The sequence below is a fragment of the Paenibacillus sp. JCM 9796 genome, from assembly GCF_055379675.1.
Genome location: NZ_AP043723.1, coordinates 2739296 through 2762587 on the forward strand (window position 1 = coordinate 2739296; position 23292 = coordinate 2762587).

Consider the following 23292-nt stretch of genomic DNA (forward strand, 5'->3'; position numbering starts at 1 on the left):
TATTCCTCCAAACCTATCTTTTTGGCGCCAGCTCCACAGCTTGTCGGACCGCTTCCTTTAAGCTTAATTCGTCAGCTATGCCTTTGCCTGCAATATCAAAGGCCGTACCATGGTCTACGCTGGTGCGGATAATCGGCAGACCGACCGTAATATTCACGCCGGCTTCAAGCCCGAGCACCTTAATCGGCCCATGTCCTTGATCGTGATACATCGCCACGACGATATCGAAATCCCCGCGCACGGCCCGGAAAAATAACGTATCCGCGGGCAGCGGTCCCTGCACGTTGATGTTCTCCGCTTTGGCCCGTTCCACCGCAGGCACAATCTTCTCTTCCTCTTCTCCATATCCGAACAAACCGTTCTCTCCGGCATGCGGATTAATTCCGCAAACGCAAATCCGGGGATCGGAATAGCCCGCTTTTCTCAGCGTGTCAGCAGCCATTCGAATAACCGAATATACCCGCTCCGGTGTAATCGATTTAACCGCGTCAATGATCCCGATGTGCGTCGTAACGTGAATGACCTTGAGCTTTGGGGAGCTCAGCATCATCGCATAGTCTTGGGTTCCGGTCAAATCGGCCAATATTTCCGTATGTCCGGGATACCGATGCCCGCCTTTATGTAAAGCCTCTTTGTTTAAAGGAGCCGTGCAAATCGCATCGATTAGCCCAAGACGCGCCAGTTCGATCGACTTCTCCAGAAAGCGGAACGCCGCATCCCCCGCTAACGGAGAAACTTGTCCATAAGGCAAATCGCCGGGAAGCAAGTCCATGTCCAGGCAGTAGACGACACCGGCTTCTCCGCTCGCTTCCTCTACCGAGGAGATCGAACGGACGCGAAGGCCGGTCTGCAAAAAACGTTCCGCCCGGGTTAAAAATTTAGCGTCCCCAATCACGATGGGGCGGCACTGTTCATGGATGTGCGGATCCTGCAGCGCCTTCATAATAATTTCGGGGCCTGCGCCTGCCGCATCCCCCATCGTAATCCCAATCGTCGGTCTATCCATCATATATTCCTCCCGCTGCTAAGTCCTTGTGCGCCGGTCTGACGGCAACCCCGCCGCCGCTCATCGGAGAATGCCCCAGGCTCCTGATGGCACGGGCCGCAATAAGCATCGAATGACGATGGCCAAAGGCGCCGGCTTTCGTCACTATAGGCATCGTCCATGCGCCCTCTGTCAAACAGAGCGGAAGCCCCTCTTCCACTTCATCGATGATCCGTAAGCTGCGGACACCCAGGTGCTTGCATGTGCGATAGGCGATGTCTCCACCGGTTAATACAGCTCCCGCTAGCGATCCTTGCGACATAATGGCCGCTGCCAGCTTGCCCATGCCGTCGGCAATCCGATCTCCCCCATCCATGCCGCCGATGCCAGACTCCTGCAAGAACGCTTGAACCTGATTGCGCTTGGCGGCGGATACATCCGTGGAGATCACTACGCTTTTACCGGAAGCGATGCACTGCTTCGCCTTGCTGCTTATCGTTTCGATTTCCAGCAGTCTGTCATTTCCTTTATCCCCGTTCGCTTCGTCCAGAAATATCAGGGGGTCGATCAACAATGACTCAAATCCATCCTGCTTCAGAGATTCAACCTGCCCGAGCGTCACGGCGCTGACGCTGCCGGCCATCACTAACACAGGAGGCCCCCCGCTGCCCTCCGTCGGCTGTACCGTCTGCAGCATCTGCCGAGGGTATTGCCCGGCCAGCGCCTCGGCAAGCCCTGCCGCTCCAACCCAGAGCACCCGCTGACCGGACAGTTCGGCGACAATCTGCTTGATATCGTCTTCCGTTGCGCTGTCAAAGACAAAAACGTTTTCTCCCGCACGCTGCAGCGCCTCGAGCTGGGACAACCACGCCCCGCTGCGAATCGTACTGATTCCGATCTCGCCGATCGAACAGTTCCACTGGCGTCTGATGATTTCGGAGACCTTCGAATGCGTAACCGGGAATTTGGGATCACGCGAGATCTCGCTATCTTCCAGCAGCTGCTGATGCACCAGTTGATAGCCGCCGACGGTTTTTCTTCCCTTCTGCGGATAAGCGGGAACCACGATCGCCGCCTTGAACAAGCCCGTTTCCATACATGCTTGAATTTCTTTACCGACATTGCCGCGCAAAGTGGAATCGATTTTTTTAAATACAATCTGATAGCTGCTCAAATCGATCGATTCGAGCAGCCGTCCCCATTTCCGGTAAGCCTCCTCCGGCGATAATGAGCGACTTTCCACATTAATTACACATGCCGTGCCTTCTGATGCAGGATCAGGTAGCTGGCAATCATCGATGCATACCACCGTAGGGATTCCGTGTTTAGCAAACTGAACGCCGGAATCGTTCGCCCCGGTCAGGTCGTCTGAAACAATTATGATGTTGTCCACTAGCCTCACCTCTGATTTTATTTCGATTGTATCAGCCGTAGTTACAATTATCAACATATATTTTCCTGTTTATTGTTTTATTTTTAAACAATTTCGCTATGCGAAAAGGCCAGCCGAATGCCGGCTGGCCTGATCCCGCGAAAATCCCCTCCAACTACACTGGATTCGTCTCCACCAGCGCTGTTTTCTTAAAGGGGATGCTCTCCTGCTTATGAACTGTTGTTTTTTGCAGCGGTAACCTTCCGCTACTCCTGGTTCAGTTTCCTCCATAGCGTTGTCCGGTTTATGCCTAACCGTTTGGCCGTCGTCGACTGATTGAAACCTTCCTGCTCCAGAACGATCCGAATAATATCCCGTTCGATCTCCTCCAGCGTCCGGTCTTTGCCGACCAACTGCCGCAATGCCCCCTCCGGAGCCGGGCGTTCGAAGATCGAGGCAAGAATCGGCTCGGCTTGCTGCATGGTCACAAACGAGCCGTCGCTGGATTCGATCAATACCTTAAGCACACGCTTTAATTCCAGCATATTTCCCGGCCAATGATAAGACTTCAGCAGCTTCATCACATCCGGCTTAATGCCCAAAACCTGCTTGCCCAACGATCGGTTCATTTCGGCCAAGTACCAGAACACCAGGTGATCCAGATCTTCGATGAAAGAACGAAGCGGAGGCATATGAATCATGTGCGGCTGCAGCAGAGTGAACAGCTGCCGGTCAAATTCATTCGCCCTGACCTTCTCCTCCAGATCGTCCGATGTGGAAACGATCAATCGGAACGGGGGAGTGAAACTATAAGCCCCCTCTCCCCGTCGGTTTGAAGCTTGCAGCATGGCAGCCAGCCTGCGCTGCGAAGGCAGCGGAACATACTCGATATTATGAATATACAGTGTCCCCGCTTCCGCTCTGAGTACAAGCGCATTCTCGTCGCTCTCGCCGCTATCCGAACCAAAGAGCAAGCGGCCTAGCTGATCGGAAGGAGTTAGATCGGCATACAGGACGACAAAGGGCCCTTTATGATAACCGCTGCGATTGTGCATCGCTTCGGCCAGCGACCGTTTCCCTGTGCCCGACTCTCCCACGATGACAATCGGATCGGCAAGCTCGCTCCACTGCTCCGCCCTATCCATGTAGGAAGCTTTAATAAAGTCCGTTTTCACAAAATGCTGGAATTGGCTCGCGGGCGGGGAGAAGAGGTCCTCCTCGGCACGCCGGAATTGCTGCTGCAGCAGCCGAATGTCTTCCTTCCGGTAAATGGTGTAGTTCATCCCCCCGTCCGCCATGGGCTTGCCGTAAATTAACAAGCCCTTATTGTAATGGGCCTTGCCGACAACCACTTGAACAAATTCTTCCCCCCTGTCAGCCTCCAGCGAGATTTGGGCCTGCGTTAGGAAGTCCCCCCATTTCATTCGCACAGCTTGCTCGGCGCTCACCCCGAAGATTTCGGCGGCCGTTTGGTTGTAAAACTGGATAGACCCATCCGCATGCACCCCGATCACGCCTTGTCCCATCGTATTTAGCAGTTGTTTGATAAAGGCCATTTCCTGATGTTTTTCAAGACGCGATAACACCGTTTCCTTGGCCCGTTCAAGTACTTCGAGGATAGCCTCACGGCCAGATGTGATCAGAATCGCCTTCAGTCCGTAGTTCTCCGAGGTAGCCACCGTAATCACGTCGCCAATCACAAGACTCACACCCTGCTCCTTGGCCTGCTGAACGGCACTGGCCGCCTGATCCTCGTGATGAATCACGAATTTCATCACCTGCATGTCCAACAGCTCCGCAATCGTGTCAACGCCATTCACAATGTTCGGAAAGCCGATAATGCCGACCTTACCGGGATATTCCTTAAGAAAAGTCAACGAGCGCAAAATATCATAACCGTTGACGGCAATTTCAATGACAGGGATGCGTACATGCTGACGAATCAGCTTAGCCGTTCCCCCGCGGCTTATAATAACGTCATATTTTTGCTGCTCCGCCGCCTTGGCGATCGTTAACCCCTGCTGCAGGTCGCCAACCTCGGCATGTATTTCATACGGAAGCTCTTCCGCCATATCTTCCAATAAATCCTTCAACCCTCTATAAGGTGCGATAATCAAAAATTTAAACATCAACGGCCCCCCATGCTCTCAAAAAGCAATGCCGCTTCGCCTATAACGAAGCAATTTTACACTCAATATGATGCAATATTCATCAGTTACATTATACACAAATCTTTATTTCTTGTCTTTCGTTAATTTAATGTATCATTTCGAAACACAATTTATGGCATACAATTATATAAGGCTTTCGTAACGGAAAGCCTTTCAAACTTGCCTTTATCAGCTCAAGTTTCCGTCATCACGCCGCCGTTCACGTGAAGCACCTGTCCCGTTACATAGGAGGAATCGTCCGATGCCAAATAAATGTAGGTCGGCGCAAGCTCGAACGGCTGTCCGGCGCGCTTCATGGGCGTTTCCAAACCGAACGTTTTTACATATTCGGCCGAATAGCTGGATACGATGAGCGGGGTCCAAATCGGGCCGGGTGCCACGGCATTGACCCGGATGCCCTTGCTGACCAATTGAAGCGACAGCGAACGGGTGAACGATACGACCGCGCCTTTGGTTGAAGAATAATCGATAAGTAAAGGGGCGCCTGCATAAGCGGTAACGGATGCCGTCGATATAATGGTGCTTCCAGGCTTCAAATAAGGAAGCGCGGCCTTCGTTAAGTAGAAATGGGGAAAAATGTTGGTACGGTACGTATCCTCAAGCTGCTCGTCGGAAATATCCAATATGCTTTCCTGGGGGAACTGGACCGCTTGGTTCAAAATAAGCACATCCAGCTTCCCGAAGCATTCCAATGTTCTTCCTACCGCTTCCGCGGAAAAAGCGGGCCGGCGCAAATCGCCTTCGATCAGCAGGCAGCGGCGCCCGTAACTCTCCACCATGCGCTTGGTCGCTTCGGCGTCTACGCGTTCATACAAGTAAACGATCGCCATATCCGCCCCTTCTTTGGCGAAGCCGATCGCGACGGCGCGGCCGATACCGCTGTCGCCTCCGGTAATCATGGCGATTTTCCCAGCCAACTTGCCGCTTCCCTTGTATTCGGGATTGTCGGATATGGGTGCCGGGTTCATCAAGTACTCCAAGCCTGGCTGTACGTCCTGATGCTGCGGCGGAAAAGTGATCGGCACCTGGCGGCAGCGTGATTCATAGCCGTAATAGGGATACATCGGAATCATGGCGAATCCTCCATTGCTTTTATAGTCAAAAGCAGAATATTCGCCCAGTCTCCGGTTGGTGCCCATCATGGTGTATTTTATTTTTGTGCCAATGAAGAACGCTTTTATGCCGATTCTATTCTGATGCGTTAATGATGATCGGCACGAAGCAATCGGCTAAGCGAGACGGGGAACACGCAAACTTTAAATATAATAAGTAAAATCGCCCGGCAGCACCCTTTTTAAGAACTGTTGTGTTCTTTCTTCTTTCGGATTTGTGAAAATTTCCTTAGGGGTCCCTTCTTCTACTATGACTCCGCCAGCCTTACAATTTGCCAATCAATATTCACCTAATAGTATAAGTGGACCGATTAGTCAACTATCTAATGTCCAACATTTAATAGGTGAAATGGATCTTGAATTAATGAAAGCAAGACATTTTTTATATAGCGTTGCAGAGGCCTACGATGATGTAACACAGAGGGATTATCTTTCAACCGAGCTTGGCGCCGCAAAACATGCCGTTACAAACTCCGCTTTCACTATTGTCGATAAAGCAATGAGACTCGTTGGAATCAAAAGTCTTCACCGTAATAATCCTCTGCAAAGATACTATCGAGATGTAAGAGCTGGTTTACATAATCCACCCATGGATAATGTAACTCTACAAAAAATAGCTTTAGCCGCAATCGAACAAGAGAAAGCAAAAGTTGCAGCCAAAGGCTGACCCGCTCGATCGAAGATTCTGCCCCACATTATTAATGCTTGCTTGCTTCCTTCCTGCATATATCACAGATCAGGTGTTAACGAACTTGCGGCTATCTCCGATAATACAAATTAGAGTTGCGTAATTCTCCTTTATCTCTGTACAATTGAAAAAACAGGTTTTTACGGTATCATTCAGCAAGCCCTAACATTCGTTTTCATTACATCTAGGAGGAAAAAGGGATGCGGCATACAAATGAGACTTTGGTGGGATTAAGGGGATTTCTTGCCCTTTCTGTAGTTATATACCACATTTATGTTTCTGCTGTTTTAGAAAAGTATATAATTGAAATTCCAAAGGAACATTTACTTTACTTAATAAATTATGCAGGTCCGATATCAGTAAATTTATTTTTTGTAATTAGCGGTTATTTGATTACAAAAAGTTTAATAAATAAAAGAACGATAGGAGAGTTTTTTCTTGATAGAATACTACGAATCTATCCCGTTTTTTTAACTATACATCTCATTATTTTTGCCGCAGGACCGATTATTGAATATAAATGGATGAGTGGCATTACTTTATCACAGTATATTCTCCACTTTTTTTCAAATTTATTTTTATTACCGGGTATGTTTCCTCTTCCTATTGCACAAATTGTGGCATGGTCACTGAGTTATGAATTTGTTTTTTATTTAATATCGGGGATTATTTTTTATGTCTACAGTAAATCGTTTATAAACAATTATTTGAAGTACACTTTCTATTTTTTTATGACACTTGTTTGCACAGCGATAATATATATGCATCCCAATACATTATTTTTTATTGTTGGTGTAGTGGCATTTTTTTGCGAAACAACAATCAGGAACTTGTATAAACCCGGAACAATATTTTATTTTAACGGCGCTATTTTTCTTGCTTTAATCTATTTATCATATACTTGGGAAAATATTAATATTTTCGTTCCCCTATCGTTAAGTTTTCTTTTTTTCCCATCCATAATAACGGAACATGGCTTCATGTCCAAACTTCTACGTAGCAGCTCATTTCTCTACTTAGGGAAAATTAGTTACAGTCTGTATATGTGGCACACTATGATTATGTTTCCGCTAAAAAAAATCATCCCGAAAATCGGCTTATATTTACAAAATTCTTCATCTGCATTTATTATTTATTTTGTTTTATGCATTGTGTTATCTATCATTGTTTCTCATTTATCCTATCAATACATAGAAATCAAACTGGCAAACTATTGTAAAGAGTTATGGAACAGGCAAAAGGAACGTACAAAAGATATTCTGATATCCCAGCAAAGATAGTGTACCTTGGCCCTTGCATCCGACTCCGGCTTCCTTCAAATTGCATCGATGGCATCCTTAGCCTTGGTTCGGTAGACTCTCGCGTCCCCCGTACAGGACTTCCATCCTAAAGATGACAAAAGCCGTGCTTTCGCTCTTTTTATGATCTCCCCGTTGGGGCTGTTTATCTGAGGAAAAGCCCTCGAACACAGCGAAATCATTCGGGACTGAGCCAGCTTCGAGCAAGAGCCTTTTAATAATCGGCGGTTATTCAAAGGCTTGCAAATTCCCTTTCAGGTAAACGTTGATCTATCGTCCGCAAAAGCAGTGTTCATTTGCATAGCGAGCAATGCGGTTGCCGCGAGGGGAGCCAAAATGCACTTTTGAGTTTCAAGGTTGGATTCCTCCGATTCATGATGAAAAGTCATGGGACTTGGGTACTGCAAGTTGATTATATGAATTCATACGTATTTATTCACCCTTTTCTGGTTTTGCAAGGGACCCGTTCACACGGCAACCCGCACCATCTTCCGCTATAGGCATATATCTATAAGATCAGGTGATGATCATGATTAACCAACAGTGGGAGGCTATATATGATGCAGTACCCTAATGGGCAGAATCCCCGTCAGCAGTCCCCTTATCGACAAGCGTTTTACCAGCTGCAAAATCCCGTTTCAAAAGAAATCCAGCCAATAGGCCAATATCAAATGATCTTCCATTGGAATCGATTGGATTGGAACTTTCCTGACTTAAAGATGAAACAGGATTTTGAAACCAATCAATATTGGAAAAAGGCGATGCCTGCCGGAGTAAAGGTCGACCAGCAAGGCCATTATTACGTTTCGGTGCCCCGCTGGGCTGATGGCATTCCTTCCACCATGAATCGAATCATAATCAAAGACGGGAAACCACTCTTGGAGGCTTTCCCGAGTTGGGAATGGAATCAAGCGGGCAATGTCCATGTTCTCCAATCCGTTCTAGGTTATGAAATTGATGAATATAACCGGATGTGGCTGCTGGATCAAGGAAAGATTGCCTACGCCCCTTCTCCGGAAGGGTCGCAGAAGCTGATCGTCTGGGATTTGAATACCAACCGGATGATCGACTCCATTATCATCCCGAATGAGATTGCGCCGTACCGGACTTCTTTTTTAAATGATGTGATCGTGGACAATAAGAATGGTTTTGTCTATATAACCGATTCTGGTTGCGGTTGGCCGGATCACCCGCTTGACGGCGGAATTATTGTGTATAACATGAGAACGAGAACGCTCAGACGGGTGCTCGATCGGCATTACAGTACACAGGATTTTCCCGATTTTCATTTTCAAATTGACTATAAGCCGGTATTCAAGGATAAACCTCTTCGAATCGGAGCTGACGGCATCGCCTTATCCGCGGATCGTTCCACGTTGTATTACTGCCAGGTCACAGGGCGCAATCTATATGCACTTGATACTTCGCTGTTAAGAAACTTTACTACGCCGTTAGAAGAAATCCGCAAGGCCGTGCGGGCCATTGGCAGCAAGCGCACGACCACCGATGGGATGCACGCGGATAATAAGGGAAATGTGTTCTACACCATGCTGGAAGGAAAGGGAGTAGGCATCTATACACCTTCCAGCCATACATTCCATGATTTTGTGTCTGACGACCGAATGCTATGGGTGGACGGGGTCGCTTTTGATCAAAAGGGCTCCATTATCTTCAACAGCAACCGCCTGCACGAGATGTTTGGGGGCTATGAGATGGATTGGACCTATCCCTATAACCTTATCATTTGGAAAGCATTTGTCGGCCATGGCGTCAAGTCGTACTTGTATGCCGATTGATAACCGATGAGCCTGGCTTCTACCGTGCAATGACATCCGTGCGAGGAACACGATAGACCGCGGCATTGCGGATACTATAGAGTTCCGTGGGATTCGCTATTCCTGTTTATGAGGAAAGGCTAACGCATAAAACATAAAAATCGCCCTCCACCTTGGTCGAGAAGCCAAGTTAGAGGGCGATTATCTGTTTGAAACCCGTTTTTGAAGGTGTAGTCTGTTCTACACCTCAGCTTTCAGAGCTGAAAATAATGGGTTTCTCCACAGTCCGACCATTACCATTCCACGGAGAATGGCTTCGATTTTTATATATTATTTGATTTTAAATTTCGAAGCAATTGTCATTACGATAAAAGATACTTGTCATCGATTTAAACCGTTAATCGGGGTCATTCCAGTAAAATCTATTCTTTTAAATCCATTATTACTCAGAAATTCAAATCCTTCGTTAATTGAGGTCTTCCATTATAGAAGAATATTCTATATAGTGCTTATTCCTTTCGAATCCCATCATGTCTAATTGATGAGAAATTTCATCTACATAAGAACTCGATATTATGATCAAGATTTCGTTTTTATCTTCATAGAGTAACTTTTCTGGAGGATAAATAGATGATTGTAAAAATGTTTGGTATTGTTTTAATTGATCATTATCGATATAGAACGCAACACTACCAACAGAGTTAATATATTTTGTAATTTCAACTCCGGCACTACCAGTCCAAATAATATTATTTTTTTATTAGTAATAATTGATAAGGGCTTCTTTAAGTCTAGCACTCTATCACTCCTTCATTATCTATAAGGCACTATTTCTATTGAAAAATATCCAATTCTACACCAAATGTTATCACATAATCGGCAAACATAAAATGAGTTAAATCTTGCGGTTACTAATTGGTGCGGTTCCCCCTTTGACCTTAAACATCTGAAACACCCAGTTCCACCAACAATATTTTTTACCAATACGGAAGCGGATCCCGTTATCTAAAATGACGACGATTGGAAGTTGATCTACGTCCACATGAGGATTAAATGGAATAGACGTGATATCTTGCTGCTGTACACCTTGCTTCCTCCTACTTCATTTTATGGACAAGAATACTATTATAGCCGTAAGTCGGAACAACAATCCCGATAGCAACTTATTAAATTTGAGAAGCCATAAATAAATGAGTAAACTATAGGTAATAAAGGAGGCGAATCAACATGGCCGATTCGGCGATCAACATGGAAATAGGAATAAGTACATTTTTGGAGACTACACCTGACCCGGTGACAGGAGAGGTCATCAGCCATGCCGAGCGGCTACGCAATGCGGTTGAGGAGATCGTACTGGCCGATCAGGTCGGACTGGATGTCTATGGAATTGGGGAGCATCATCGACCCGATTACGCAGGCGCCGCGCCCGCTGTTGTATTGGCGGCAGCGGCTGCCATGACCAAGCGGATAAAGCTTACGAGCGCTGTTACCGTGCTGTCCTCGGACGACCCGGTACGCGTGTATCAAGCTTTCTCCACCCTTGACGGCATTTCCAACGGCCGGGCCGAAATTATGGCGGGCCGGGGTTCGTTCATTGAATCCTTTCCGCTGTTCGGATACAGCCTAGATGATTATGACGAATTGTTCGAAGAAAAGCTGGAGCTGCTGCTAGCGATCCGCTCCTCGGAGAAGGTGTCTTGGCGCGGCGGTCATCGTCCCGCTATCCATAACCTTGGTGTCTATCCCCGGTCCGTGCAGAACCCGCTGCCCGTTTGGATCGCAAGCGGCGGGAATCCACAGTCTGCTGTTCGGGCAGGAATGCTGGGTCTTCCGATCGCATTCGCCATCATCGGGGGAATGCCCGAGAGTTTCGCGCCGTTAGTCGACCTCTATAAGAAGGCTGCCGCGAAGTCCGGGCACGATCCTGCCAAACTGCCGATTGCGACTCATTCCCACGGATTTGTCGGGGAAACAACCGAGCAGGCTGCCGATTTATTCTTCCCTCCCACACAAGCCCAAATGAACGTTATCGGGCGTGAGCGGGGTTGGGGCCAGCATTACAGCCGGGCAACTTATGATGCCGCACGCAGCCTTCGGGGCGCCCTCTACGTGGGTGATCCCGAATATGTGGCGGAAAAGATTATTCTACTGCGCAAAAACCTGGGGGTTACCCGTTTCTTTCTACATGTGAATGTCGGTACGATGCCGCACCGTGAAGTCCTGCGTGCCATCGAACTGCTCGGCACCAGGGTCGCACCAATCGTACGTAAGGAGCTTGCCCGAAGCGAGGCAAAGGAATAAGCAAATGGCGGGAATCCCCTCGCCTCCTAAACGAAAGGACGCTGACCGCGTGAGGTCAGCGTCTTTTTGCGTTTGCAGGCGGTATCAGGAGCATATGCAAATGGGGAGCTACCCCTTCTAGAGAACACACCTACTGCTGAGAATCTGTACTATCTATCACTTTGGTATATTTTATTTGAAGGCGACGAACGTTAAGTTTTTTCCTTTTAAGTATTTTATAATATCTGGAAGCGCCTCCACCGTGTTCTTGTCTTCATGCAGCACGTATACGCCCCCAGCAGCTTCGACCTGATGGAAGTATCGAATGATGTCCTCTGGCTTCTTCGCATTCCAGTCCTCCGGATCTCGATTCCACAGGAGGATCTTCATATTCTGCTTCCTGGCCGCGGAGACAAGTTCATCGTTAACCGCACCGTATGGGGGGCGGAACAAAGTAACGGCAGTATGCGTTAGGGATTCGACAACGCTGCTTGTCTTCGACAAATTTTCACTCTGATCCTGAGGGGCGGCTTTCGTCAGTACACTGTGATCCCAGGAATGATTCCCGATCGACATTCCATGCTCGCTCGTATAGGTAACGGCATCCGGATTGCGTTCCGCATTCTTCCCTACGAATAGAAATGTCGCCGCCACCTTGTGCTCCGTCAGAATGTCCACGATATTCTTCGTGAACGGGGAGGGCCCATCATCGAAGGTTAAGGCGACATATTTCTCCGGCAACCCGAAGAACTTCTTCTCTTCATCGATGTCGATGACTTCAAAGTCTATCTGCGCCTGATTGACGTTGGGCTGAATCGAGGCTTGTGTTAGGGCTGTTTGGTCTGCCACGACAGCCGCATGTGAGATATCGCCCTTGTGCATATCACTAATGGATGCGGGAACAATCGGTTCATTCGAATCATCCGTTGTTACCACTGCCTTCGCTACGCCGATTTGCTCGCTAAGTATACGTACGGAATCGTCCTTGCCCCCGGAAGCGATAGATAGAAAAGCCAGCAAGCCGACCATAACCGGGAGTAGATTCGCTATCCTCGGCACGCGTGCAGAGAATCGGCGTAGGAATTGGGATCGGCGCTGAGCGAATTTCTCTACCCCGCCATCCTGCCCTCCCTCGTCCATCGGAACGGGCGGAAGGTCTGTTTGCCTGATCCGCTTTATCTGACTTATGTATTCTTCGCTGCATGGAAAATACAGCGTATCCCGGGAGACGCCTGTGGTTCTGATTATGGCACTATAAAAGGTATTTCGGTAAGGATCCCACTTGGAGTAGGGAGAGAGTCGAATCCTGTTTCCATTCAATGGCCTCAACGCTTCAAGCCCAAGAAACGTAAACTCGTCTATATCGATCACATATGTAGCTTGCCTGTCCTCTTGGGTAACGACGACCTTGATTTGGTTTACACCATCGGAGGTCTTCCCAAGCGACAGCAGCTCCATCACCTGTGTACTGTATGTCTCCATACCCATCTTCGTCCTTCTCTTCTCAATCCCGACATGACCTTAATCGGTTGAAGCTCCATCAATCGGGCCTGCATTCGGTGCAAATGGAGACGTTAGCCGGTTAGTAAAATCATTTACAATATTAAGGAGATGCGTCTTCTCCTGACGAAGGGCATCGAATTTCTGTTTCATTTGGGAGAGCTCGGCTTCAAGCCTCCCGTTCTTCTCTTCAAGCTCGCTGATTCTCTTGTTCTTATCGGCAGTCGTCTCGTTGTGCTTCTGAAGCAAGCCCGCATAGTTCTGGCGTTCGAGCTCAATCACGCTTTTAAGCTCCTCGATCTCACCAGACAAGGTGGAATGGAGCTCTCGGTAGTCTTCCATCATCTGGTCGACCTTCAGATTCTTATCGGCCAGTCTCTGCTCCAGCTCCTGGATGCTCTTCTCGCGCTCCTCGATGACCTTGCCCAGGTTCTTCAAGTCCCTGTTCAATCGATCAATTTGTCCGTTCGAATGGCTTAGCCGATCCTGCAAATCGTTGTGGCTCATTTCGACATGCTGCTTGGCCTTAATCATCTGCTCTACGGCGAATACCAGATCGAGCGACCTTTTGTCCATATGGGCCTTATTTATCATAATAGAGCCTGAAGGCTCTTCACTCGCCTCGGATTTAGCTGAATTTACCGACACTTCCTCCTGTGGTTCTTCCAAGTCCCTCCTTATGCCGCGATCCCCTCGCGATTGTTGCTCCTCAAGGCCATTCTTCTTCTTTTGGAAAGGAGAAAACATAGACAACTCACCTTTTCTGAGAAAATATCGATTAATATCGAAAAAAGTTTCCTTAATTATAGATGAGTTTTCCAAATTTATATGCGGGTCTAAAGTACCGATTTATGCCTATTTCTAGGCTAAAAGGAGCGGTAGTATAGGAGGATATCAACGCTATCTCGCTAGATCCATAAAAATTAGGGAGTTGGAAATAAGAATGGAGACGGAAGGCTTACTCCGCCCGGTCTCCATTTTGCTTTAGAGTATCTAAAGTGGGCTAATCGCACTAGCCAAAGAAATCCAAAGTTTCGCCTCATTTATGGTACGGTTCTCCGCACTGTCTTTAACGGCAAGTTTTAGGGCCATCCTACAATGGATGGTTCACCTGAACGCCTTAAACGTCGTTAATTACTCCTTAGTAGCAGCAGCTAAAATCAAAATGCAAAATGGGGCTGTCCTTAGGGGATGGCCACTTGTCAGCTATGAAGGACTGTCTGGATGTTGAACCTAGAGCTGATCAGCCTGTGAATGTTTTTTCGCAGGCGCAAACCAACCGAGAAGGGCGATCGCAACCAACACACCATAGAAGATAAGGGTCCAGCCTGTGCTATGCGGGAAATGATGACCTAACACACCAATATCTTCATGGGCCAGGGTAATCACAGCGAGCTTCACACCGACCCATGCCACGATCGCGTAAGCCGTGGTCTCCAGTGCTGGACGCTGAGCAAGCAGCTTTACAAACCAAGTAGCCGCGTATTTGATTAGGACGAGCCCAGCGATTCCACCAAGCACAACAACGATGAATTGTCCTCCGTCCATACCGCCGAAGTCACGAAGCGGTGAGTCCGGGAGACCAAGTGCTAGAGCTACTGCAGCAAGAATGGAATCAATCGCAAAGGCGAGATCCGCAAGAGCAATTTTTCCTACGGTTGGCCAGAAGCCTTTTCCTGTAGCATCTTTTTTTATGTCCTCACGGATGTTCTCGTTTTCCTTGCCGAAACGCGCTTTGATTATGTGCTTTAACCCAAGGTATAGAAGATAAGCTGCTCCGATCGCCTGTATTTGCCAGACGTTCGCAATAAACGATATCGCAAACAGAGCGGCGAAGCGAAAAACAAAAGCCATAATGATCCCATAATTGATGGCTTTCTTCTTCTGGTCCTCCGGTAAATGCTTCGCGATAACCGCCAGAACAAGGGCATTATCCGCCGATAGCAAACCTTCCAATCCAATAAGAATCAGTAATGCCCATGCATACTCCAACCAAAGTGAATCCAACAGCACTTCTCCTCTCTATGTAAGAATGGTGATGACAAAGTTGTCGCTTACAACCTAAGTTCAATAGAGCCTAGGATTTCCCCGTGTTCACGGCTTTGATTGTACCGTTACTCCTTTTCACTCTCCTCAAGACCTTGAAGTAAATGCCTTTTCTTATTAGCTTGTCCGACTATAATATACCACTTTGAAGCTGTCAAGTAATGTCTCATTTCATTTTATTAATCGTATAAAGAACATTCTAATCAGATCGATGATTCCTACCGTCACTCAATTGAGAGATATCCTGACCTGAAGCTAAAGAAAAGCAGGAAAAAACTTGCCGTTACTTATGATACGGTTCACCGCGCGCGATCTTAAACGCGCGATACACTTGCTCCACCAGCACGAGCCGCATCAGCTGGTGGGGCAAGGTCATGCGCCCGAACGACAGCTTCAGGTCGGCGCGCGCCAACACCTCGGGGGCTAAGCCCAGCGAGCCCCCGATCACGAACGCCACGTGGCTGCGCCCGTACGTGGCCAGATCCTGCAGCTGCCGCGAGAGCTCCTCGCTCGACAGCGCACGTCCGTCGATGGCTAGCGCCACGACGAACGCATCGCTGCGCAATTGCGCGAGCAATCGCTCGCCTTCGCGATGCTTGACCTGCGCCTCTTCGGCGGCGCTCATCGATTCCGGTGCCTTCTCGTCGGGCACCTCCACCAGGTGCATCTTCGCGTAAGGCCCGAGCCGCTTCACATATTCCGCAATGCCCTGCACCAAGTACGCTTCCTTTAACTTGCCTACGGCCACAATCTGGATGTTCATCCGCCTAATCCACCGCTTTCACGTTTACTATACTTCTAGCTTCCTCGGGTTTTCTAATCTTGTTATCACTGATTTCCTAGGTTGCCCAGTTTACCTGGTATACCTGGTTAGCCTGGTTTTTCCTGGCCCCCTAGTCTCCTGGTGTCCTAGTCTCCTGGTCCCCTGGTCCCCCGGTCTCCTACTTTCCCTCGTTTTCCCGCTTTTTTCCCTTTCCCGCTCCCACCTCACCAACTGCTCCAGTTCCCTCACTATAACTGCTGCCCCAGCTTCCCTACTCATCCTAATCTCCTCTGCTCTTCCCGGACCCTCCTGCTCTTCCCACGCTCTTCTTCCTACCCATCACCGCATGCACCTTCATTCCCGCTTCCCGTCTTCCCATGCACCCTGCATCCCGACAGCCCCCAAAAAGTTCCACGTGCAACAAAAAAGAAGGTCGACCTTCCGACCCTCTCCCCGTAACTTCCCTATACGACTAAGAACCGCCCCGGACCGGAGCATCGTTCGCAGTGCTCCGGCGCCTGCCATTCGCTGAACTTCACTTGTTCCAAGTCCACGATATCCGGCGCATCCTCATACTCATCCACGAACATATCGATCGCAAGCTCTAAGTGTTCCTTACAAACCACATGCATCCACGAAACCCCTTTTTCTCTTCCCTAATCATACGAGCGCCGCCACAATCATCCCCGCACCCGTATTGAAACTGTATTACTAGTTTACCCCAATCGGGCCCAACTCACAACAGACGAACGCCGGACTCCGGCGAAAATGTCACCCGGCTCCGCACGCTTCCGCTCCCTGCTTCCCTCTACGTCCCGCACGAAGGAGGAACCCTCCCAAGGCAGAGGGTCCAGCTGCCCAAGTCGTCCTTAGCGCTCCTTCAGCTCCTCCAACGTCACCGATACCGTGTGCTTCTTGCCGCTGCGGTAATACGTGATCGACAGCTTCTCGCCGACCTTCTTCGCGCTATACATGTATTTGCGCAGCGACAGCGTGCTGTCAACCGGCTTGCCGTCGAGCTCGACGATAACATCGCTGCTCTTCAGCCCCGCACTCTTCGCCGGTCCGGTCACATCGATGACGAGTACGCCCTGTTTCACGTCCTTGGGCAGCTTCAGCTCTTCCGTCCCCTTGAATGCCTGCAAATCCTGCGTCACGACGCCAATATATGGCCGCTTGATCCGATGCTCCTTAATGAGCGTTTCGATAATCGACTTGGCTTCATTAATCGGGATGGCGAAGCCGAGCCCTTCCACGCCCATGTCCGCTACCTTCAACGTGTTGATGCCGACCACCTTGCCGTCGAGATTGACGAGCGCGCCCCCGCTGTTTCCGTGGTTAATGGCCGCATCCGTTTGAATCACGTCCATCTCCCAGTCGAACTCGCCTTCCCGTCCTAGCGAAACCGGGATCGTACGCTTCGGCCAGCTGATAATGCCCTTTGTCACGGTCGGCGCGTAGCCAAGCCCAAGCGGGTTACCGACGGCAATCGCCGTCTCCCCCGGCTGCAGGGCGTCCGAATCGCCGAACTCCGCGATTTCCTTAATCCCGTTGCCTTCCATTTCGAGCACAGCGAGATCGGTAATTTGATCGCGGCCGACCAAGGTCGCCTTGCGCTTCTCACCCGTCAACGTAATGACATCGAGCTGCGTAAACCCATCGACAACGTGATTGTTCGTAACAACCCGCACCTTATCGCCCGCCCGAGCGAAAATGACGCCCGAACCGAGCCCCATCGGCCCCCGGCCCGGAACCGCAGCGTCCGCTCCCTGCTCGCCTTCCGCAGTGGAGCCCAGAATGCTTACGACGGCCGGCCACACTTTCGCCGCAGCGCCGACCACCATATCGCTCGCCTGACGCTCGCCGGCCATATCCGGCCTCACCGCCCCGCCGGGTGGCGTCACGGCCATAGCGGCGACTGCTTCAGCCTGCGGCTGCGCTTCTCCGGCGTAGAACGCCAGGACGATAGCCAGCGTCACAAAGGCGCCGCCGGCAGCCGGGAGCATCCACACCGGAAGTCCGAACGGACCGCTTTTTGGCAAACGCCACGCTTCCCTGCGGGACATTTTCGTGGAATAAAAATCGTCATCAAATAAACTCACCGTCGCTGCCCCCTTGGTCCGCCAGTGACCTGCTGTGCGGCCCTTCCTGATGGTTACTTCTAAAGTGTACCCGATAATCTAGCACTCTGAAAAATGGAAATACTAGGAATAGTTTCGCCCGAACGAGACTAGAATAGAATCATAACCATTCCTGCTCAGGAAGGATGATTCCAATGACAACGAACCGTATTCATTCCCATCTCGACGAAATCGCGTGGATCGGCAAGCTGGCCGACCTTCAAGACCATCAATACCGCAGCACACTGCTGCTAAGCGCCCTAATGGAGCTGCTTCAAGAGAAGGGACTCTTAACCTTGCAGGAACTGACCGACAAGGCCCATGCCCTCGAGAAGCAGGATGCGGCCGGCCTTCCCGGCTCCGAATAGCTAATAGCTCCCCCTCACCTGACCGCAAGGTCCGCCATAACCGCTGGCGTCCAGAAGCATCTACTCCTCGCGCAGCCGATCCCACGCCGTCGCACGGTCGTGGTACGTATCCATCAGCTTGGGACGGTGGTCATCCGGCGCCAGTCGGTCCTCTACTATGTTATTCACGGTCAGCCTGGCCAAATCCATCAGATTGTGATCACGGCTTAAATGGGCCAAGTAGACCCGTTTCGTCCGCTCTGTCATCACATCCAGCAGCGCATGGCCAGCCGCTTCGTTCGACAAGTGCCCGACGTCGCTGAGGATGCGCCGCTTAATATTCCACGGATATCGGCCCATCCGCAGCATCTCGATGTCGTGATTCGATTCCAGCACGAGCACGTCGCTGTCTTGAATTTTCTCCTTCACCTTCGAGCTCATGTAGCCAAGGTCGGTGGCCACGCTCAATTTCTCTTCCTCGTGATAAAAGCAATACCCGACCGGCTCGGCCGCATCATGCGAGATGCCGTACGATTCCACCTGCAGCGAGCCGAATTCGCGCACCTCGCCGGTTTGCATCACGCACCGGTTCGCCTCCGCGATTTCGCCGATATGGCGGTCAAGCTCAGACCACGTCTTCTCATTTGCATATACAGGCAAATTATATTTCCGCGCCACAGCGCCCAAACCCTTAATATGATCCGCATGCTCATGCGTGACCAGAATAGCGTCGATCTCCGACAGCGACATGTCCCGCTCCTTCATGAGCTGATCGATCTTCTTGGCGCTCAAGCCGGCATCGATCAGCACCTTGCCTTCTTCCGTCGCGACAACCGTCGCATTGCCCGTCGAACCGCTCCCCAGAACCGTAAACCGTATTCCCATTTCCCTGCTCCTAACCCATGTTTGCCAACGTTTCAAGCTTATGATTTTTTATTCTGCGGCGGCTCCACCGCACCGTTAATCGCATGAATGAAATACAAATCGCCATTGCTCAGCGACACCCGCCACGTCGGCACCATATACAAGGTCTGCGAGTTATACACTTGGCCGTGGTACCCGAGCCGTACGCCCGTAATGACCGCCCCCGGCTGCAGATGATTCTCAATGAGGCTCCGCAGCGCAATATACGGCGAGATGACATTCTGCTCCTTCTGACTTCCCTCCGCCTGCACTTCCACGAACCCTTGGCGGTACGCGTTGACAATGCCGTTCTTCTCATACAGCTCGAGCTGCACCTCGAACATCGGCAGCGTACCGTACAGCTGATGGAAGACGTATGTACCGCCTCGGCTCATAGCCGGGTCGAACTGGTACGACTCCGTGTACGCGATGCCGGTTTTGGCCAGCATATCCTTGAACGTGCCCTTGTTGATCAGCGGGTCGAACTTGAACGGCGACGCCAGCGGAATCGGCTGATCCGGCGTATAATGCTCGTCGAACCGCGCCACAATCTCCCGCAGCTTCGGCACTTCCTTCGGAATGTCTGCGGGCACTTGAATATTGTTCAGCTTCAACAGCCGCTGCAGCTCCTCTGCCGCCTGCGCTTCCGGATTTCCCCCAAGTTCCAGCAGATCGGATCGGCTCGTGCCAAGCTGAACCGCCAGAATCACATTCAGCAGCAAAAAGGATAAAATCAGTATCGTCTTGGCCCGGCCCCAATCCATCCGCCTTCCCTCCTCTCCTTAGCGTCATCGTCCGCTACTCCAGAAACTCATACGTGCCGTCGTACAGCTCCATCGCCCACACCGGCATCAATTCGAGCGACTTGTCCGTAATTACAGGCCGATAAGCCGGGAACAAGGCGACGATCTGCGACTTCTTCGTATATTGCTCCAGCTTGGCATCGAGCGCCTCGCCGCCAACCAGCTCCAGCTCCCGCCGGGTCACGCTGCGCGTCTCCGGCGTAAGGGTCGAACGCTCGTAGCCGGAGACAATATCCTTTTGCAGCGTAATCTTGATAAACCCGAAATTCTCGTTCCGCGGATTAATCAACGGGTACGCCCCGTAATATTGACGGAACAGGTACGATTGACTGCCCGGCAGCAAACGCTCCGGCACCTTCTGTACGCCATACGTACCATTCCATCCGCCGTGCTGGTTAATGAACTGGACGGCGGCCAGCAGGTTGCCGAGGAAGTCGATTTTGTTGTCCGTAGACGGCGCCACCGGGTCGGAGTAGGTCATCCAGTGCTGCTCGCTCTTTAACTGCAGCCCCCGCTTGGAATCGGTATAAATTTCCGAGCCGTCCCGCTCCATCAAGTTTCGCGTTACCGCCGGGTCGACGAAGAACGTCCGTTTTAACTGATCGACCGTAAGCTGCGTGTAGGGCATCGTATAAGCCGTCATCGGGATCGGCTTTTGCGGCAAATAAAGGCTGCCGTTGAACGGCTTGTACGGAATGGCGGTACCGACCGCACCCAGGAAACGCTCCTCAATATCTTTCGTCGTAAAATCGGCCTTGGTCGCCTCGTATATCAAATTCGTCGTATCCGTAAACAGTATCGTACGTACTTCGTTCTCATTCTGGGCGAAAATCCAAATCCGCGTGATCACATCGTTATCCGGCGGCAAATCGCCCTTGATTTGCATGATGCGCTGCAGCACATTCAGCGGCAGTCCGTCGCGAAACCGGATCTCCACACCGGGCCGCTTGGCCGCAACATCGTCCCAATTCATGCCGAGCGCGCTGAGGTTGTTTTTGCGGAAGCCCTCTAAATTGCGCTGCTTGACCGTATCGAAAATTTCGGTATACGGCTCGGTTTGCGGATAAAATACCGTATGCTGCTGGTTGCCGAGATGAACGACGATATGATCGGGGAACAGCATCTCATCGAGCGACACCTGCGTGCCAAGCATCTCTGTCTTCACATATTCTTCCTGAATGACCGGCTGTTCCGGCTGCGGGTAACTGTAGGCGAGCAGATAGCTTTGCAGCAAGCTTAGCATGACGAGCAGCGTCAGAGCCGCTGTCTTCAATTTCTCCATCATCCGGCTGCCTCCTCTTGCAGGTAAGGGAGTGTGAAGGTCACTTTGGTCCCTTGACCGAGCTCAGAATCAAGCTGAATCGCGCCGCCGTGCGCTTTTACTATTTCCCGGGCAATCGATAGACCGAGTCCCGTCCCGCCCATCGCACGCGAACGGGCTTTGTCCACCCGATAAAACCGTTCGAAAATCCGGTTCAAATCCTTACGCGGAATGCCGATGCCGTCGTCCGACACCGACACCTCGAGACGCTCCCGCTCCGGACAGCCGGCATGAATATGAATGTGTCCGCCCTCCGGGGTATACTTGATCGAATTGGAGATGAGATTGTCGAGCACTTGTTCGATTCTGTCCCGATCGAGCATAATGCTGCGAACGTCCGGCTCCACCTGAATCGTAATCGCAATATTGCGCTGCTCCAGCTGAAACGAGAAGCGATCGGCCACTTCTTCCAGCATGTCCGTCACGTCGGTCAGCTCCTTCGTAATCATGACCTGCCTGGAATCAAGTCTGGACAGCTGCAGCAGATCGTTAACAAGCCGGATCATGCGCTCGGTCTCGTTGTGCGCCACATTGACGAACTTGCCCGCCAGCTGCGGCTCATCAAGCGCCCCGTCCTCGAGCGCTTCCAGGTAGCTTTTAATCGTCGTCAGCGGCGTCCGCAGCTCATGCGAGACGTTGGCTACGAATTCGCGGCGGATTTGCTCCAGCTTCTCCTGCCCCGTCACGTCCTGCAGCACGGCGATCGTACCGGCTGCACCGCGTCCCTTGCTGTGGAGCGTTGTGTAGGTCACGCGTACGAAGAGCGGATCCTCCTCCTCGTGAACGAACTGCAGCGTCGTTGAATGATCCTCGCTCGCCTCCAACTGGCGCACGATGTCCGGCGTAATGCCGAGCAGCTCGGCCAGGGGCATCCCTAGCGTCGTGTCTTCATTGACCTTCAAGATCTGCTTCGCGCGCCGATTAATGACGATCACACGGCCTTGGTCGTCGGAAGCGACCAAACCGTCGTTCATGTTGGATAAGATCGACGCTAGCTTCTCCTTCTCTTCCTCGTTCATCGTAAGAGCTTCCTGCAGCCGCTCCATCATGAAGTTAAACGTCTGTCCGAGCTGTCCGAGCTCGTCCTGCCCCATAATGCGCACCTTCTCGTCGAATCGCCCGTCCGCCACCGCGGTTGCTTGCTTCGTCAGCGCCTTGATCGGATTCGTGATCGTGGCCGACAGGATGACGCCGAGCACCGCCGTCAACCCGAGCGCGATTAACGTCCCGGAGATGAAAAACCGGGTAATCCGGTTCATCGTGTTATAAACCTCTTCCATCGAGGCGATAATGTAAACCGCGCCATAGATTTTGGCGCCCGAACCGATCGGCTTTGCAATGACCAGCTTACGCGCGCCGTCAAGATCCGTAAACATGCGCTGGTTGTCCTTAATGCCCTGCAGCGCCCGCGTCACTTCCGTTTGCGTGTTTTTACTCCCCACGACGGATTGGTTGTCTTCGTGCGACGTCGTCAGCACCACGCCATTCGCATCGATCACTTGAATCTCCGCTTGTCCGCTCGCGAACAAGCTGTTCACCACCTGATTCAAGTCCGTATACGTTCGCTTCGGTTCCCTGTCGCTTGCCTTGCCGGCCTCCTGATTCTGACTCTCCAACAAATACCCTTCGGCATATTGAGCCAGCAGCAGCGCCTGCGCGTTACGGTTATCGATAAAATCCTTCTTCAGCGACCCTTCCAGCGTCTGGATAAAATAAACCCCGATCAGCTGCATCGCAATCAGGATCAACAGCACGTAGATAATAATCAGCTTCGCCTGAATGGATTGAAAAAAACGGATGCTCTTCAT

General features: G+C 50.7%; 18 protein-coding genes and 2 pseudogenes. 5 read left to right on the top strand and 15 right to left on the bottom strand.

The window, feature by feature from the left end; all coding sequences use genetic code 11:
- Nucleotides 1-13: 13 nt before the first annotated feature.
- From pdxA to ACZ439_RS13220, 5 genes and pseudogenes are all read right to left on the bottom strand, one after another.
- Entirely contained in the window at nt 14-1009 is a 996-nt protein-coding gene (gene pdxA, locus ACZ439_RS13200) for a 4-hydroxythreonine-4-phosphate dehydrogenase PdxA (RefSeq protein ID WP_464621087.1), read from the bottom strand.
- The gene (locus ACZ439_RS13205) at nt 999-2435 is read right to left on the bottom strand and encodes a four-carbon acid sugar kinase family protein (RefSeq protein WP_464621088.1); all 1437 of its coding nucleotides are present in this window, start codon (nt 2433-2435) and stop codon (nt 999-1001) included. Before ACZ439_RS13205 ends, pdxA begins: the two co-directional genes overlap by 11 nt.
- Nucleotides 2436-2623: 188 nt before the next feature.
- Complete coding sequence (locus ACZ439_RS13210) at nt 2624-4486, bottom strand: PrpR N-terminal domain-containing protein (RefSeq protein WP_054796126.1); 1863 nt, start codon at nt 4484-4486, stop codon at nt 2624-2626.
- Nucleotides 4487-4701: 215 nt separating this feature from the next.
- On the bottom strand, nt 4702-5601 hold the full coding sequence (locus tag ACZ439_RS13215) for an SDR family oxidoreductase (RefSeq protein WP_155614889.1): 900 nt from the start codon (nt 5599-5601) through the stop codon (nt 4702-4704).
- Nucleotides 5602-5784: 183 nt separating this feature from the next.
- A pseudogene (locus ACZ439_RS13220) lies at nt 5785-5901 on the bottom strand (amino acid ABC transporter ATP-binding protein); the annotation flags it as partial.
- Between the two features lies 1 nt (nt 5902).
- On the opposite strand from ACZ439_RS13220, the pseudogene ACZ439_RS13225 reads away from it, so the two are divergent.
- The 4 genes and pseudogenes from ACZ439_RS13225 to ACZ439_RS13240 form a co-directional block, all read left to right on the top strand.
- A pseudogene (locus ACZ439_RS13225) lies at nt 5903-6307 on the top strand (acyl-CoA dehydrogenase family protein); the annotation flags it as partial.
- Between the two features lie 221 nt (nt 6308-6528).
- Nucleotides 6529-7608 carry an acyltransferase family protein gene (locus ACZ439_RS13230; RefSeq protein WP_464621089.1) on the top strand — a complete coding sequence of 360 codons (1080 nt, stop codon included), beginning with the start codon at nt 6529-6531 and terminating at the stop codon, nt 7606-7608.
- A gap of 689 nt (nt 7609-8297) precedes the next feature.
- Nucleotides 8298-9422, top strand: a complete 1125-nt coding sequence (locus ACZ439_RS13235) for an L-dopachrome tautomerase-related protein (RefSeq protein WP_127605396.1) — start codon at nt 8298-8300, stop codon at nt 9420-9422.
- Nucleotides 9423-10628: 1206 nt separating this feature from the next.
- Nucleotides 10629-11702: an LLM class flavin-dependent oxidoreductase gene (locus tag ACZ439_RS13240; protein ID WP_174817555.1), complete on the top strand. Its 1074-nt coding sequence runs from the start codon at nt 10629-10631 to the stop codon at nt 11700-11702.
- Nucleotides 11703-11873: 171 nt separating this feature from the next.
- On the opposite strand, the gene ACZ439_RS13245 is transcribed toward ACZ439_RS13240, so the two are convergent.
- The 6 genes from ACZ439_RS13245 to ACZ439_RS13270 form a co-directional block, all read right to left on the bottom strand.
- Complete coding sequence (locus tag ACZ439_RS13245) at nt 11874-13169, bottom strand: polysaccharide deacetylase family protein (protein WP_464621090.1); 1296 nt, start codon at nt 13167-13169, stop codon at nt 11874-11876.
- A 33-nt stretch (nt 13170-13202) separates the two neighbouring features.
- Nucleotides 13203-13850 carry a hypothetical protein gene (locus ACZ439_RS13250; protein ID WP_464621091.1) on the bottom strand — a complete coding sequence of 216 codons (648 nt, stop codon included), beginning with the start codon at nt 13848-13850 and terminating at the stop codon, nt 13203-13205.
- Nucleotides 13851-14414: 564 nt separating this feature from the next.
- Complete coding sequence (locus ACZ439_RS13255) at nt 14415-15188, bottom strand: TerC family protein (RefSeq protein WP_430103331.1); 774 nt, start codon at nt 15186-15188, stop codon at nt 14415-14417.
- Nucleotides 15189-15510: 322 nt separating this feature from the next.
- On the bottom strand, nt 15511-15990 hold the full coding sequence (gene rlmH / locus ACZ439_RS13260) for a 23S rRNA (pseudouridine(1915)-N(3))-methyltransferase RlmH (protein ID WP_054796120.1): 480 nt from the start codon (nt 15988-15990) through the stop codon (nt 15511-15513).
- A gap of 464 nt (nt 15991-16454) precedes the next feature.
- Nucleotides 16455-16622 carry a CxxH/CxxC protein gene (locus ACZ439_RS13265; RefSeq protein WP_127605308.1) on the bottom strand — a complete coding sequence of 56 codons (168 nt, stop codon included), beginning with the start codon at nt 16620-16622 and terminating at the stop codon, nt 16455-16457.
- 237 nt (nt 16623-16859) lie between these two features.
- Nucleotides 16860-18092 (bottom strand): S1C family serine protease, encoded by a 1233-nt coding sequence (locus tag ACZ439_RS13270; protein WP_464621092.1) that lies wholly within the window; start codon nt 18090-18092, stop codon nt 16860-16862.
- A 173-nt stretch (nt 18093-18265) separates the two neighbouring features.
- On the opposite strand from ACZ439_RS13270, the gene ACZ439_RS13275 reads away from it, so the two are divergent.
- Entirely contained in the window at nt 18266-18478 is a 213-nt protein-coding gene (locus ACZ439_RS13275) for a hypothetical protein (RefSeq protein WP_054796118.1), read from the top strand.
- 60 nt (nt 18479-18538) lie between these two features.
- Here the strand turns inward: ACZ439_RS13275 and ACZ439_RS13280 are convergent, their stop codons facing one another.
- Genes ACZ439_RS13280 through walK form a run of 4 tightly spaced genes read right to left on the bottom strand, consistent with a single transcriptional unit; the run spans nt 18539 to nt 23292 of the window.
- Nucleotides 18539-19342, bottom strand: a complete 804-nt coding sequence (locus ACZ439_RS13280; protein WP_054796140.1) for an MBL fold metallo-hydrolase — start codon at nt 19340-19342, stop codon at nt 18539-18541.
- A gap of 38 nt (nt 19343-19380) precedes the next feature.
- Entirely contained in the window at nt 19381-20124 is a 744-nt protein-coding gene (gene yycI, locus ACZ439_RS13285) for a two-component system regulatory protein YycI (protein ID WP_127605314.1), read from the bottom strand.
- Between the two features lie 34 nt (nt 20125-20158).
- Entirely contained in the window at nt 20159-21448 is a 1290-nt protein-coding gene (locus ACZ439_RS13290) for a YycH family regulatory protein (protein ID WP_054799221.1), read from the bottom strand.
- Entirely contained in the window at nt 21445-23292 is a 1848-nt protein-coding gene (gene walK, locus ACZ439_RS13295; RefSeq protein ID WP_464621093.1) for a cell wall metabolism sensor histidine kinase WalK, read from the bottom strand. Before walK ends, ACZ439_RS13290 begins: the two co-directional genes overlap by 4 nt.

What these genes read in the sequence shown, in the direction of transcription:
- pdxA (WP_464621087.1), bottom strand. Translation starts at nt 1,009, where the DNA reads ATGATGGATAGACCGACGATTGGGATTACGATGGGGGATGCGGCAGGC.
- ACZ439_RS13205 (WP_464621088.1), bottom strand. Translation starts at nt 2,435, where the DNA reads ATGTTGATAATTGTAACTACGGCTGATACAATCGAAATAAAATCAGAG.
- ACZ439_RS13210 (WP_054796126.1), bottom strand. Translation starts at nt 4,486, where the DNA reads ATGTTTAAATTTTTGATTATCGCACCTTATAGAGGGTTGAAGGATTTA.
- ACZ439_RS13215 (WP_155614889.1), bottom strand. Translation starts at nt 5,601, where the DNA reads ATGATTCCGATGTATCCCTATTACGGCTATGAATCACGCTGCCGCCAG.
- ACZ439_RS13230 (WP_464621089.1), top strand. Translation starts at nt 6,529, where the DNA reads ATGCGGCATACAAATGAGACTTTGGTGGGATTAAGGGGATTTCTTGCC.
- ACZ439_RS13235 (WP_127605396.1), top strand. Translation starts at nt 8,298, where the DNA reads ATGATCTTCCATTGGAATCGATTGGATTGGAACTTTCCTGACTTAAAG.
- ACZ439_RS13240 (WP_174817555.1), top strand. Translation starts at nt 10,629, where the DNA reads ATGGCCGATTCGGCGATCAACATGGAAATAGGAATAAGTACATTTTTG.
- ACZ439_RS13245 (WP_464621090.1), bottom strand. Translation starts at nt 13,169, where the DNA reads ATGGGTATGGAGACATACAGTACACAGGTGATGGAGCTGCTGTCGCTT.
- rlmH (WP_054796120.1), bottom strand. Translation starts at nt 15,990, where the DNA reads ATGAACATCCAGATTGTGGCCGTAGGCAAGTTAAAGGAAGCGTACTTG.
- ACZ439_RS13265 (WP_127605308.1), bottom strand. Translation starts at nt 16,622, where the DNA reads ATGCATGTGGTTTGTAAGGAACACTTAGAGCTTGCGATCGATATGTTC.
- ACZ439_RS13275 (WP_054796118.1), top strand. Translation starts at nt 18,266, where the DNA reads ATGACAACGAACCGTATTCATTCCCATCTCGACGAAATCGCGTGGATC.
- ACZ439_RS13280 (WP_054796140.1), bottom strand. Translation starts at nt 19,342, where the DNA reads ATGGGAATACGGTTTACGGTTCTGGGGAGCGGTTCGACGGGCAATGCG.
- yycI (WP_127605314.1), bottom strand. Translation starts at nt 20,124, where the DNA reads ATGGATTGGGGCCGGGCCAAGACGATACTGATTTTATCCTTTTTGCTG.
- ACZ439_RS13290 (WP_054799221.1), bottom strand. Translation starts at nt 21,448, where the DNA reads ATGATGGAGAAATTGAAGACAGCGGCTCTGACGCTGCTCGTCATGCTA.
- walK (WP_464621093.1), bottom strand. Translation starts at nt 23,292, where the DNA reads ATGAAGAGCATCCGTTTTTTTCAATCCATTCAGGCGAAGCTGATTATT.